The organism is Arachnia propionica (genome assembly GCF_037055325.1).
Classification (GTDB): domain Bacteria; phylum Actinomycetota; class Actinomycetes; order Propionibacteriales; family Propionibacteriaceae; genus Arachnia.
The window spans coordinates 2,100,543-2,113,266 of record NZ_CP146373.1; the positions used below are offsets into that span (position 1 = coordinate 2,100,543).

Annotated in this window: 15 protein-coding genes; 7 read left to right on the plus strand and 8 right to left on the minus strand. The window is 64.5% G+C overall.

Translation table 11 applies throughout. From position 1 onward, the window contains the following. Nucleotides 1–39: 39 nt before the first annotated feature. Nucleotides 40–618, plus strand: coding sequence for a prepilin peptidase (locus tag V7R84_RS09675; protein WP_338568347.1), 579 nt, complete (start codon nt 40–42; stop codon nt 616–618). Here the strand turns inward: V7R84_RS09675 and trpD are convergent. Beyond that, nucleotides 550–1,656, minus strand: coding sequence for an anthranilate phosphoribosyltransferase (trpD, locus tag V7R84_RS09680; RefSeq protein WP_338568349.1), 1,107 nt, complete (start codon nt 1,654–1,656; stop codon nt 550–552). The two genes, V7R84_RS09675 and trpD, sit on opposite strands and share 69 nt — an antisense overlap. After that, the gene (locus V7R84_RS09685; protein WP_338568351.1) at nt 1,653–2,051 is read right to left on the minus strand and encodes a response regulator; all 399 of its coding nucleotides are present in this window, start codon (nt 2,049–2,051) and stop codon (nt 1,653–1,655) included. The genes trpD and V7R84_RS09685 overlap by 4 nt, the downstream gene beginning before the upstream one ends. A gap of 83 nt (nt 2,052–2,134) precedes the next feature. Between V7R84_RS09685 and V7R84_RS09690 the strand changes: the two genes are divergently transcribed. Next, nucleotides 2,135–3,592, plus strand: a complete 1,458-nt coding sequence (locus V7R84_RS09690) for a GuaB1 family IMP dehydrogenase-related protein (RefSeq protein ID WP_338568353.1) — start codon at nt 2,135–2,137, stop codon at nt 3,590–3,592. A gap of 22 nt (nt 3,593–3,614) precedes the next feature. On the opposite strand, the gene V7R84_RS09695 is transcribed toward V7R84_RS09690, so the two are convergent. The 4 genes from V7R84_RS09695 to V7R84_RS09710 are packed head-to-tail and all read right to left on the minus strand — an operon-like array spanning nt 3,615 to nt 5,962. Continuing rightward, nucleotides 3,615–3,962, minus strand: a complete 348-nt coding sequence (locus V7R84_RS09695; RefSeq protein WP_338568354.1) for an iron-sulfur cluster assembly accessory protein — start codon at nt 3,960–3,962, stop codon at nt 3,615–3,617. A gap of 28 nt (nt 3,963–3,990) precedes the next feature. Further along, nucleotides 3,991–4,842 (minus strand): glycerate kinase, encoded by an 852-nt coding sequence (locus V7R84_RS09700; protein ID WP_338568356.1) that lies wholly within the window; start codon nt 4,840–4,842, stop codon nt 3,991–3,993. Then, nucleotides 4,839–5,162, minus strand: a complete 324-nt coding sequence (gene pspAA / locus V7R84_RS09705; protein ID WP_338568357.1) for a PspA-associated protein PspAA — start codon at nt 5,160–5,162, stop codon at nt 4,839–4,841. Before pspAA ends, V7R84_RS09700 begins: the two co-directional genes overlap by 4 nt. Further along, entirely contained in the window at nt 5,159–5,962 is an 804-nt protein-coding gene (locus V7R84_RS09710; RefSeq protein WP_338568359.1) for a PspA/IM30 family protein, read from the minus strand. The genes pspAA and V7R84_RS09710 overlap by 4 nt, the downstream gene beginning before the upstream one ends. Nucleotides 5,963–6,109: 147 nt before the next feature. Here V7R84_RS09710 and V7R84_RS09715 point away from each other — a divergent pair, with 147 nt between their 5' ends. Further along, the gene (locus tag V7R84_RS09715) at nt 6,110–6,817 is read left to right on the plus strand and encodes a DUF3043 domain-containing protein (protein ID WP_338568361.1); all 708 of its coding nucleotides are present in this window, start codon (nt 6,110–6,112) and stop codon (nt 6,815–6,817) included. Further along, complete coding sequence (locus tag V7R84_RS09720; RefSeq protein WP_338568363.1) at nt 6,814–7,020, plus strand: hypothetical protein; 207 nt, start codon at nt 6,814–6,816, stop codon at nt 7,018–7,020. Before V7R84_RS09715 ends, V7R84_RS09720 begins: the two co-directional genes overlap by 4 nt. A 141-nt stretch (nt 7,021–7,161) precedes the next feature. Here V7R84_RS09720 and rocF read toward each other — a convergent pair whose 3' ends face one another. Next, the gene (gene rocF / locus V7R84_RS09725; RefSeq protein WP_338568364.1) at nt 7,162–8,079 is read right to left on the minus strand and encodes an arginase; all 918 of its coding nucleotides are present in this window, start codon (nt 8,077–8,079) and stop codon (nt 7,162–7,164) included. A 127-nt stretch (nt 8,080–8,206) separates the two neighbouring features. Here rocF and V7R84_RS09730 point away from each other — a divergent pair, with 127 nt between their 5' ends. Beyond that, complete coding sequence (locus tag V7R84_RS09730; RefSeq protein ID WP_338568365.1) at nt 8,207–9,700, plus strand: leucyl aminopeptidase; 1,494 nt, start codon at nt 8,207–8,209, stop codon at nt 9,698–9,700. A 152-nt stretch (nt 9,701–9,852) separates the two neighbouring features. Here V7R84_RS09730 and V7R84_RS09735 read toward each other — a convergent pair whose 3' ends face one another. Next, a complete protein-coding gene (locus V7R84_RS09735; RefSeq protein ID WP_338568367.1) occupies nt 9,853–10,551 on the minus strand; it encodes a hypothetical protein in 699 nt (232 codons plus the stop codon). 82 nt (nt 10,552–10,633) lie between these two features. Here V7R84_RS09735 and V7R84_RS09740 point away from each other — a divergent pair, with 82 nt between their 5' ends. Beyond that, nucleotides 10,634–11,236: a helix-turn-helix domain-containing protein gene (locus tag V7R84_RS09740; protein WP_338568370.1), complete on the plus strand. Its 603-nt coding sequence runs from the start codon at nt 10,634–10,636 to the stop codon at nt 11,234–11,236. A 211-nt stretch (nt 11,237–11,447) separates the two neighbouring features. Further along, nucleotides 11,448–12,710, plus strand: a complete 1,263-nt coding sequence (locus tag V7R84_RS09745) for a glycosyltransferase (RefSeq protein WP_338568372.1) — start codon at nt 11,448–11,450, stop codon at nt 12,708–12,710. Nucleotides 12,711–12,724 lie beyond the last annotated feature (14 nt).

Genomic DNA, 12,724 nt, shown 5'->3' on the forward strand with positions numbered 1-12,724 from the left:
GCCAGCGCATCAGCAGCCGCGGCCCACCTCATCTGGGTGGTGCCGCGGCTGCCTCGTGTTGCGCTCGACCCGGACGATCCCCCGCCCGACTACCGATCCTTGGCAAGACCTCGGGAAGCCATCACTCTAGGTCTGGTGGTTCTCGGGTGTACCTGTGCCCTCTGGCGAGTACCCGTCGCGCAGCTGCCGTTGTGGTTCGGTCATCTCGGCGCGGGTGGAGCGCTGGTATGGGTTGATTTCAAAACCACATGGCTGCCGAAACGCCTGCACTGGATCGCCACCGCCCAAGTTGCGGCGGGCTTGGCGGTGGTCTCCTTCCGGTCCCCGGACGTGCTCGCGCCAGCCTTGGTAGGGGCGTGTGCGACTTCGGGCCTGTTGTGGTTGGTGTGGCGATTCTCCCGCAGCTTCGGTTTCGGTGATGTCAGGCTCGGTTTGCTGGTGGGTGCGGTGTCCGGGTCGATGGGGCTCCAAGGATGGACAACAGCGTTGCTGGCGGGAGCCCTCATCGGGGCGGTCTGGGCAATCGTCCACATGCTGCGAGGGCGGACCTCAGAGCCATTTCCCTACGGCCCGGCACTGTGGCTGGGCCCCATCGCTGCCGCATTGACGGGCGGCTGAGTCCCAGGCCCCGGTGGCCTCGATCCAGGCATCGAGTTTCTGCTGGGCGCTGCCATCGTCCAGGGCCCGATTGGCATCGGACAAGGTCGTCGCCAGTTGCTCAGCGAGCGGCACCACGGAACTGACCCCGCGGTAGGCAAGAAGAGCGGCCGCCGCGTTCAGGACCACGATGTCGCGGACCGGACCGGTCCTGCCCGCCACTAGATCCCGCACCACCTGGGCGTTGTGCCGCGCGTCCCTTCCCGTGAGGTCCGAGGGGGCTGCGGGCGGCAGCCCGAGTTCCGCCGGATCCAGGGTGGTGCGGTGCACCCGTCCGTCAGCCAGCAGCCACACGTCCGAGGGGGATGTGGTGGTCAGTTCATCGAGCCCGTCGAAACCCCGGAAAACCAGGCCTCGTACTCCACGTCCCGCCAGCACCCGTGCCACGACGGGAGCGATGTCGTCGTTGGCCACCCCCAATGCCATCGCCTGGGGACGGGCTGGATTGGACAGGGGCCCGAGGAAATTGAACGTGGTCTGAATGGCCAGTTGCTTCCGCACTCCCGCGACGTGCTTCATCGCGGGATGGTGAAGCTGCGCGAACAAGAAGGTAATACCCACCTCCGCCAGGACAGCGGCATGCTTTGTCGGTTCCAGCATGATGTTCACGCCGAGCGCCTCCAAGGTGTCGGCGGTGCCGGCCTGCGAAGATGCCGCCCGTGAACCGTGCTTGACCACCTTCGCGCCAGCCGCTGCCGCCACCAGCGCTGCCATGGTGGAGATGTTGACTGTGTTGGCCCGGTCGCCTCCCGTGCCCACGACGTCCACGGCCTCACGATCGAGGGTAACCTGCACCGCGTTGTCGAGCATCGCGGAGCTGAGGCCCTCAAGCTCCTCAGCCGTCTCACCCTTCGCCCGAAGCGCCACCAGCAGCGCAGCAAGCTGCACATCGCTGGCACGGCCCGAGAGAATCTCGTTGAGCGCCCACTGCGCAGCCTCGGTCTCCAGGCCCTCCCTGCGCACCAGGCCGGTCAGGATATCCGGCCAGGTATAGGTCATGCCACTTTCTCCCTCAGCAGCTCGGCCACCTGGGCAGGCAACCTAACCGGATCGATCGGGTAGGCGGAGATCGCCTCGGCACGCGACCACGTTCCAAGCCATGCGTCGGCCACGCGGGCCACCAGCAGCAGCACCGGTGGGCACGGGTCATATTCCTCCTTGACCTGATGCGCCAGGCCGATACCACCCTCGGGCTGGGCCTCACCGTCCAGGATGAGGAGAGCGCAACCAGGATCCGCATCCAAGCGTTTCAGCAAGGCCTGCCCAGTAGCCACCTCCTCCACATCGATGGGAGGCAGATCGGAGGCCACCTTGCGTCCGAGGGCGAACCGCACCTGCTCCCGCACCGTGCGGTCACTGGAAAACAGCAGCACCTTGAGGGTTTCGTCGCTCATAGTCTCTCCTTAGCCACGTGTGACTTCGCAATATCGTAGCCCTCCCGTGATGCCCGTGGGTGGGCGAGTCGTAGGCTTCACGTGTGCGTTTCCTGAATGAGAGGCCCACCACGGACCTCACCTATTCCGACGTGTTCATGGTGCCAAACCGCTCCGACGTCACATCCCGGCTGGACGTTGACCTGACCTCCACCGACGGACTGGCAACGCCGCTGCCTCTGGTGGCGGCGAACATGACGGCGGTCTCGGGCAGGCGCATGGCCGAGACCATGGCCCGCCGCGGCGGCCTCGCGATTTTTCCCCAGGACATACCAGTGGAGGTGGTGGCACGTTCCATCACGAAGGTGAAGCAATCCCACCCCATCTTCGACACCGCAGTGACGGTCTCCCCCGACACCACTGTCGGGGAGACCATCGGCCTGATGGCCAAACGGTCGCATGGTGTTGCCGTGGTGGTGGAGTCCGGTCGGGTCGCGGGGCTGGTTCACCCACAGGATGCGGCAGCTGCCGACCGTTTCGCCCAGGCCCGTGACGTGATGACCAACGACATCATCGCCGTCTCGCCGGACACAGCGCCGAAACAGGTCTTCGACTCCCTCACGGAGCGCCACCAGAAGGTGGCCCTGGCCGTAGACCCGGAGGGGCTGCTGGTGGGAATCATGACCAGCAGGGGGGCACTGCGCTCAGCTCTCTACACCCCCGCGCTCGACGAGCAGGGGCGACTGCGCGCGGGGGTCGCGATCGGAGTCAACGGAAACGTGATCGCCAAGGTACGGGCGGTGTTGGAGGCGCAGGCCGATGTGCTGGTGGTCGATACCGCCCACGGCCACCAGGAGAAGATGATCTCCGCACTGGACATGGCGCGCAGGGAACGTGACCGGTTTGCCGAACACACCGGGCGGCGGGTGCCGATCGTCGCGGGAAACGTCGTGACCACCGACGGAGTGCGTGACCTTGCCGACGCCGGGGCGGACATCATCAAGGTGGGCGTCGGGCCAGGTGCGATGTGTACCACGCGCATGCAGACCGGTGTCGGCAGGCCACAATTCTCAGCTGTCCTCGAATGTTCGGAACAGGCCCGCCGCAGCGGTTGTGCGGTGTGGGCCGACGGCGGGGTGAGGCATCCCCGCGACGTCGCACTGGCGCTGGCCGCAGGAGCTGGTTCCGTGATGATCGGTTCCTGGTTCGCGGGCACCCACGAATCGACCGGTGATCAGCTGTTCGATCACGAGGGCCGGGCCTACAAAGAGAGTTTCGGAATGGCATCAGCCCGTGCAGTCAGGCAGCGCACGCGGGAGCAGTCAGCCTTCGACCGGGCCCGCGCCGCCCTGTTCGAGGAGGGTATCTCGTCGTCGCGGATGTACCTGGATCCGCAGCGCCCCGGGGTCGAGGACCTGCTTGATTGGATCACTTCCGGGGTGCGCAGCTCAGCAACCTATGCGGGTGCCCGCACGCTCATGGAATTCGCTGACCGTGCCGTAGTCGGGGTGCAGTCCAGGTCCGGCTTTGAGGAGGGGCGCCCGATCACTACGAGCTGGTGACCGGGCACCACCCCTGGGGTATTCAGTGGAAGGAATCTCCACAGGCGCAGGCACCTGTGGCGTTTGGGTTGTCGATCGTGAAGCCCTGCTTCTCGATCGTGTCAACGAAGTCGATGGAGGCCCCGCCGAGGTAAGGGGCGCTCATCTTGTCGGTGACGACCTTCACGTCGCCGTACTCGGTGGCGATGTCTCCATCGAGTTCGCGGTCATCGAAATACAGCTGGTAACGCAGCCCGGAACAACCACCTGGTTGCACCGCGATGCGCAGGCTCAGGTCAGTGCGGCCCTCGGCCTCCAGCAGGGAACGCACCTTGGAGACGGCGACGTCGGTCAGCACGACGCCCTGGGGAACAGTCTGGGTTTCACTCACAGACCTGAGTCTACTTCTCTTCGCGACCTCACCAAGTCCAGGTGACGGCCACCCGCCGCGCCATGGCCCCCAACTGCTCAGTGGTGATGTCAATTTGCGCCACTCCCGGCGGGGCCACGGCGTGCGCCTCCTCGATTCCGGCCAGACGCAGTTCCCGGGGGGAGATGAAGTTCCGACCGGCCACCACGACCACCGGCCTCAGCGCCTCGACTGCCAGGCGCGTCAGTTCAACCACAACGTCCCCGCCGCGATGGTGAAAGTCCAGCTCACCAGCTCCCGTCACGATCACATCAGCCTTGGCGGCCAAGGTCTGCATCCGATAGCCGTCGACACAGAGCCTGATGCCCGAGACCACCCGAGCCCCACAACCCAGCGCCCACGCGCCCAGCCCACAGAGCGCTCCCGCGGGCGCCTCATCGACGACTTTGAGTCGCTCCAGCCACGCGGTGGCGCGTGAATCCTCTGCGAGCGTCGCCGCGATGTCAGCCCCGGTTTCCCTGCCTCGTTCTGCCAATGATCCCGTCAGCCCCGTCAGGGTACGTCCCGCTTCTCGGTGCGGCACCACCACGGTGGTTCCCGCATGAACGGGTGATACCGGCAACGCCAGTAGCTCCTCCAGCCCGGGAGCGGGGACGGCGGTGACGTCCAGGTAATCGGCCCCCTCGGCCAGCAGGTCACACGCTTGGGACAGGGTGTGAGCAGTCAATACGTGTGCGTCCGGAGAGAAACACCTCACGATCTCGGCAAACCCTTCCCCTCCCGCACTCACGGGCGCAACGGCAACCTGCGCCCCCCTCGCCGCGAATGCCTGCGCGACGGCATCGGACGTCTCGACCGCGTCGAGACGTCCGATGCCGTCGCAGGAAACCAGAACCCTCACTCGTTCTGGATGGATTCGAGATCCACCTCCGTGTCCGGAACGAGACCGTAATACTCCGAGGTGCTTTCGAGCAGTTTCTTCACCTCGTCGAGTGTGGCATCCACGTCAGGCAACACGAGATCAGACTCGACGATCAGGTCGTCGGGAACCTCCTGGCCGTTGCTCCGGACAGCATCGACGAGACGCTGCAGTTCTTTTCGAAGCTGTTCCCGGTCACCTTCCGCGACCGCTTTCTCGACCGCCTCGTCGATGTCGTTGAGTTCGAGAAGCTGCTCGGGTTCCATGGTCCACTGCCCGAGCCCCAAGATACGAACAATCATGCTTGCCCCTCGGTGTTGGCGGTCCTGGTGTTCTCGATCATCGGCATGCTGGATGTGGCGGGAGCAGAGGAAATCTGGGGATGTGTGGCGGCAGACCCACCGCTGAGCTGCGCCTTCATGGCTGCCAGTTCGTTCTCGACCGAAGAACCGGAGGCCAGAGCGTCAAGTTCGCGGTCGAGATCACTCCCGACGGAGCCAGTGGCGTCCTCAAGAGCACCGGAGGCCAGCAGTTCGTCGACGGCGGAGGCACGGGCCTGCAGCTGCATGGTCTTGTCCTCGGCGCGCTGGATGGCCATGCCCACATCGCTCATCTCCTCGGAGATGCCAGTGAAGGCCTCGTTGATCCGCGTCTGCGCCTCGGCCGCCGAGTAGGTGGCTTTGATGGTTTCCTTCCGGGTGCGGAAAGCATCCACCTTTGCCTGGAGCCGGGTGCTGGCCCGCACCAGCTTCTCCTCTTCCGCTTGAAGGGCCGAGTGCTGGTTCTGGAGGTCCTGGAGCTGGGTGGTGAGACCGGCTTTTCGCGTCAGGGCCTCTCGGGCGAGATCCTCACGATTGGATTCAAGGGCACGCTGCGCGGTGACCGTGTAACGATCGATCTCGGAGCTCATCTTCTGGGCCTGGAGCTCAACACGTTTGCGACTGGTGGCCACGTCCGCCACCCCTCTACGCACCTTGCGGAGCAACTCGAGCTGGCGTTCGTAGGAGTAGTCCAAGGTCTCGCGCGGGTCCTCGTACTTGTCTAGTGTTTTGTGAGCCTTGGTCTTGAACATCAAGGCGATCCGCTCAAAGATGCCTGCCATTGGGGTCCTTCCACTGCTGGTCTACTCCGTCAACCGTACCGTCCCGGAGGGCTGCGTGGAGACGGTACCACCCTGATTCCGCCCCTGATGTTGACAGACCGTTAGAATGACCACTCGATCTCACTCCTCCACCTGAAGGTAGATTCCGTGGCACTGTTCCGCCCCTATGAGCGCAAGACCGAACAATCGGGACGCGAGTCTCACCAGCGCACCCGGTTGGTACCGGAAACCGGAAAAAAGACCGCCGCCTCCCCCACGGAAAAGGAGAAGAAGTCCCCGGAAGCCCAGGAAACGTCGATCCCCAAGACCGAGACGCACCACACGTCCTCACACGGTTCCAGCAAGGTGAAGGTGCCCCGACGCCAGCCAGTACGCAAATCCGAACCAACCCTCACCCGCAAACAGGCCGAGGCCGCAAGGATGCAGCGCCTGCATCCGAACCTGACCCCGAAGGAACAACGCAAGGCCGACCGCGAGGCCCAGGCCAAGGCCCGGATAGATGCCTGGGACAAGGTGGAGGCATCACCGGAACGTGTTCTGGCACGCGACTATGTCGACACCCGGTGGACGATCACCGAGTTCATGTTCCCCGCGATGATCCTGATCATGGCCGGAACGATGGCCACAGCACAGTGGCCGCTGATCAGCGTCTCCATCGGTCTCGGACTGTGGGTGATGCTTATCCTGAGTTTCATCAACACGTGGTTCATGTGGCGGGGTTTCAAACGCCTCCTGCTGCAGCGTGTCCCCAGAGCGAATCTCCGAGGATTGTTGATGTACATGTTCAACCGGTCGTTGATGATCCGTCGTTTCCGGCGGCCGACGCCCCGGATCAATCGTGGGGAGACGATATGACCTACCAGTGGCACCCGACCGCGGGAGCCTATGACATGGATGATCTCAGGTCGCAGGATCTGTTGCCCGAATTCGGCAGCCAACCGGAGGCCGAGGGCTGGCTCGGGTTGTACTGGTCCGATCTGCTGGAAGCTGGTGTGGCCGAGGTAGCCCTCTGGAACAACGGCCAGCAGATCCAGCCGCCCATGCCCTTGTCATCCTGAGCCGCCCGACTTCCCACCGTTCCGCCCAAGGGCACGTTCCATGCAATCCTCCTCGCTGTGTTCGTGACAAGGGGTTCTTCGTCACGAACACAGCGAGGAACGGCGCGCTTCACGTCCTGCCTGCCCCGAGGCAAAGGGCTTTCAGGCTTCGGTGAAACGAAGCAGGGTGGACTTTCCGAACAAACTCTCGACGAGGTCGACAGCAAGTTCAGCGGTGGTGTTGCGAATGTCAAGTGCCGGGTTGATCTCCACCAGGTCGATGGAGCCCAGTCTCCCAGTATCAGCGATCATCTCCATGGCCAGCTGCACCTCTCGGTAGGTCGGTCCCCCGACGACAGGGGTTCCCACTCCGGGTGCGACCTGCGGATCCACGAAATCGAGGTCAAGGCTGAGATGAATGTGAGTGTCCTCATCGAGGTCATGGAGGGCACGTTCCATGGCGTGACGCATGCCGGCCTCGTCGAGGAAACGCATATCAAACACCTCGAGGCCCTTGTCCACGAGCACCCGTTTCTCGCCGGGATCTACGCTGCGCAACCCGACCTGGCGGATGTTATCCACACCAATGGCGGGTTTCCGGTCCGACATGCCGGTCAGTTCCTCCGGTCCGTCACCGAGCAGGCAGGCCACCGGCATGCCGTGGATGTTCCCGGAGGGGGTGAGCTCATTGGTGTTGATGTCGGCGTGGGCGTCCACCCAGATGACACGCAGCTTCTTGCCAACCTTGCGACAGTGCGCGGCGATGGCACTGATGCTGCCGATAGCCAGGCTGTGGTCGCCACCCATCAGCACCGGCATCCGCCCATCCGCCAGTTCTGCGGCAACCGCATCGCGCACCGCCCGGTTCCACTCGATCACTTCCGGCAGGTGGCGATAACCGTCGACCGGCGGGCTCTGGGGATTCGGCGGCCCGATGACGTCGCCAGCGTCGCGAACGTCCACTCCGAAGGCCCGCAAGGCCTTTTCAATGCCAGCGACACGCAAGGCCCCTGGTCCGAGGCGACAGCCCGCGACACTGGCACCAATGTCAGTGGGGGCTCCGATGAGAGTCAGTTTCATGGTGACGATGCTAGGCGACTCGGTAGCCATGAAAACAGGTCGCCACGAAATACTTTGTTCCCATCGGGATCAGGCATGAGCCCCGCTCGCTTCCTAACTCCTGCCAGAAAGCCTCTAAGCTGGCCCGGTGAGCACCAACATTCCCGCCCTGAAGACCGCAAAGAGCATCGACCGGGACGCCGACGTCATCGTGGTCGGCCTCACCAGCGTCGGCGGGACCCCGACCCTCGTCGGGGTGCCGGCGGACCTGGAGAAGGCCTGGAGCAAACAGCTCCCGTCATCACTACTGGAGGTCGCTATCGCATTGGGCGCCCGCAGCGAGCTCGGCACATTGGCCACCCTGCCCCCCGTTCCGCAGAAACTCGTCGTGGTCGGTCTAGGTGACGTCGACGTCACCCCGTCGGCCCTCAGGCACGCATGTGGGGACGCCCTGCGGAAGATCAGTGGCACGAAGGACGCTGAGAACCTGAACGTCACCATCTCCCTCGAACTACACGACCCCGAGCTGGCACGGGCCGCCGCAGAGGGCGCCGTTCTGGGCGCCTACCGCATTCCCTGCGTCACTCAGAAGCCCAAGAAGAGCTCCGTGTCCACCATTACGCTCGTGACGGGGCGCGCCCAGCTCAAGGAATCTGTCGAGGAGGCTGGAGTCATCGCAGCCGCCGTGGTGAAAGCACGTGACTGGATCAACACCCCTCCGAACCTGCTCTACCCCGAGACCTTCGCAGAATCCGCCAAGGCTCACGTCTCGGATCTCAAAGTCGGGACCGAGATCCTCGACGAGAAAGCCCTTGCCAAAGGCGGCTACGGCGGCATCCTCGCGGTGGGAGGCGGCTCGTCGAGGTCTCCACGCCTGCTCCGTCTCACCTGGGCCCCGCGCGGCGCGAAATTCCACCTGGCACTGGTGGGCAAGGGCATCACTTTCGACTCCGGCGGCCTGGACATCAAACCCGCCGGGCAAATGGCCTCCATGACCTGCGACATGTCGGGGGCGGCTGCCGTGATCACCGCCACCCGGGCCATCGCGGCGCTCGGGTTGTCAGTCAAGGTCACCGCCTACGCCGCTATGGCCGAGAACCTGCCCTCCGGTACTGCCTATCGCTCTGGTGACGTGCTCACCATGTTTGATGGAACCACCGTCGAGAACGTCAACACCGACGCCGAGGGCCGGCTCGTGATGGCCGACGCGCTGGGAAGAGCCGGCACTGACTCCCCGAACCTCATCGTGGACGTCGCCACGTTGACGGGTGCCTGCATGGTGGCCCTCGGGAAACGTACCGCCGGGCTCATGGCCAGCGACGATGCCGCCGCTGATCGTCTGCTCGACGCAGCCGAAGTCGCCGGGGAGGGTTTCTGGCACCTGCCGATTACCGACGACATCCGTGAGGGCCTGAAGTCGGACATCGCAGATCTGCGTTCCGGTGGCAAGAGTCGCTACGGAGGAGCCCTGACCGCGGCTGCCTTCCTGCAGCACTTCATCCCGGAGGGAATTTCCTGGGCGCACCTGGACATCGCCGGCCCGGCGTGGAACGACGAATCCCCGTACGGCTGCACACCGCTGGGCGGCACAGGTGCCGCGGTGCGCACGTTGGTGGCTCTGGCAACCCAGCTGGCCAGCTGAGAGCCCAGCCACAACGGCTTCGCGGGGCACCGGCCACAGGCCGGCGCCCCATGATCGTCACACCCACCACTCCCCACCCACGGGAGCGCTTGGGAAGCCTCTCCCGCAAGCTGTTTGAGCCGGACCGTGAGCCCCTGGGCGGACAGTCCGTGTCAAAACCGCATCCGGTCCCGACGGCCTGGCCGGCCGAGAGGTTCCCGGGACATGCGTGAGCTGGCTTCGGCATGACCTCCTGATGGGTCTCGCCGGTCGGCTCCACCAGCTTTGCGGCGGCCTTGTGGACGTGACCTCTCACCAGGAGAGCTCGGCGCCCCTCCGCTCCTGCGGATTCCTGCATGTCCGCTGATGAGTTTGAGCAGAAGAACCGGCCCCAACCATCGGTTTCGCCGCCCTCTACCGCGTCGCCAGTCTTCCACCGCGAGAACAGCAGCCGCCGCAGTCGCGATCGCAGGACGCAGACGAGAACGGGGAACGAATAGTTCCAGAGCCGCCGATGCCCCGAGGGCCGTCAGGTAACGACGGGTGGCATGGCTCCATGTCCCCTGCCCGATTGCCGGAAGAACGAAGGGCTGCACGTGGATTCCCGTGAAGAGAAGGCGCTCCGGGATGTCTTTCCGGGCGAAAGCACGTCGGTTGGACGGCCAGTGAAGGGCCACCAGGCCACCGACGAGATCGAAGGCGAGTCCTGCCGCAACCGCTCCCTTCACCGCTCCGTCGCGGCTCCCGGCGCTCAGCCCCACGGCCAAAGCGGATACAGAGGCGGCGCCAAGCACAGGGACTGCCGCTTCCCGATCGGCGACGCCCAGCAGAGACTTCAGGGAATCCAGTGACTGTGGTTTCAACGATTTCATGGCGCCAGAATATCTGGACAATTCGGTCCAGAAATAGGTATCCTCGCACCATTCCCTGACCAATGAGTAAGGAGCAGCAAGGATGCCGCGCCCCCGAAAACCCATTGCTCCCGAGCGCCGCGCTCGCCTGATGCGCGCCGCCCGCACCCACTTCGCCCGCCACGGTTACCGCGGAGCTTCCCTGCAGCGGATCCTCTCGGAGGCCAACTTTCCCCGCAGCTCCTTTTACCACTTCTTCCAGGAGAAAGAAGCGCTGTTCGACGCCGCGCTCGCCGACGGTCTGGCCCTGCTGGCGACCCGCATCGAGGTGGCCGACCCCAGCGCCCTCACCGCCGAGAATTACTGGCCCACAGTTCTCGACCTCGTGAATACCTTCAGCGAAGCCTGCCGCGACGAGGACCTGGCCGCCGTTCCCGTGATCTTCCACTTGCGCGACGCTCCGCAGTCGGAAACGCGGGACCGGTTCGAACGAGCAGCCCACCAGTGGTGCACGCTCATGGTGGAACACGGTCGTGCCCTCGGAAAGATCGAGCGGGATCTCCCGGCTGGCCTTCACGTGGAACTCACATGGAACATGGTGGTGGCGCTGGACCGGTGGTTCGCCACCCACCCGGAACACACGGGCGACAGCGCCCGGATCACCGGCGTACTCCTGGCCCGGATGCTCAAGGCAGCGGACCGGTGAACCCCCCGGATGCCCTCCCACTGGACATCACCGGGTACCTGGGAGACCGTCTCCCCACGGAACTGCACCTGCACGGTCGCCGAAAACGATCCGCAAAAGATCGATCACGGCATGCTGCGGACCGCAGAGAGGAATGGGCCGAGAGCCAGAAGATCAATGAGTTCTTCACTCAGCAAACCGGGCACATCGCGCCCTCAGCCATGAGGAACCCATGAGCACTAGAACGCCTAAGCGACGTTTCCTCTTCGCCCCCGAGACCTTCAATCTGGGTGAGACCTCTCGCGGGGTCGAGGTGGCCCGAGCGCTCACCGGGGCTGGGCACGATGTGCGTTTCATGGGGTATTCCCGCACGTACGCTCCCTACATCCGGGAGGCAGGTTTCGAACTCGACCTCCTCACCCCCGAAGTGGACGATGCCCTGGCCGCCAGGTTCTTCGCCTTCGAGCAGGGGCGTTCACCACATTTCCCGTTTACAACCCACATGGTGCGCACTCGCGTGCGCAACGAGCTGGACCTGATCGCACGCTGGCAACCCGACGCGGTGATCATCGGGACGACTCTCACCCTCCTGTTGTCGGCCAGGATCGCCGGAGTGCCGTTGATATACCTGCGCCCCTACCCTTTGAGTGCAAGCCATCTGGCCTCGGTCTCCAGCCTCCCGCTGCGTGTGCACACAGGTCTCACTTCTCGCTGCATCAACCACCTCGCCGGGTTTCTGGCCGGGAAACTCGCCAGACATCTCCGGTGGAAACCAGTAGCTTTCCGCCGGGTGGCCCGCGAACACGGTCTCCGGCTTCCCAGACGCACCGCGGTAATGCTCGACGCCGACCTGGCACCGATCGCATCCCTGTTCCCTCTGCTGGACGGGCGGCCCCTGGTATCCGGTGAAGTAGCCGTCGGCCCCATCTACGCCCACGCCGCCGGGGCCCTACCCCCGGAAGTGGAGGAACTCACCCGGGAACACAGCCGTCCGCTCATCCATGTGGGCCTGGGTTCCTCCGCCCGCCGCGAGGTGGCACTTCCGCTGCTCACTGCCCTCGGGGACCTCAAAGTGGACGTCATCTCCACGGCGGGCCGCTACCTCACCCCACAGGACCGCAGTGGGCTGCCCGCTTCGGTTCTGGTCTTCGATTTCCTCCCCACCCACAAGTTGAGCGGGCTCATTGACGCATCGCTCATCCACGGGGGCGAGGGGACGGTACAGACGGCCTGCACCTCGGGTATCCCTTTCGCAGGCATCGGCATGCAGATGGAACAGAAACTCAACATCGAAGAATGCGTGAACTTTGGCAACGCACTGGCCTTCACCATGCGCGACATCCACCGAAACAAGATCCCCTCCCTAGTTGAGCAGCTACTCACCGACCCCACCCTGCGGCGACGCGCACGAGAGCTGGCTACCCTGACGCAAGACATCGACGGGGCAGGGCGCTGCGCCGAGGTCATTCTTCGCTTCCTCGATGATCGGCGCTGATTCCCAGACATGCA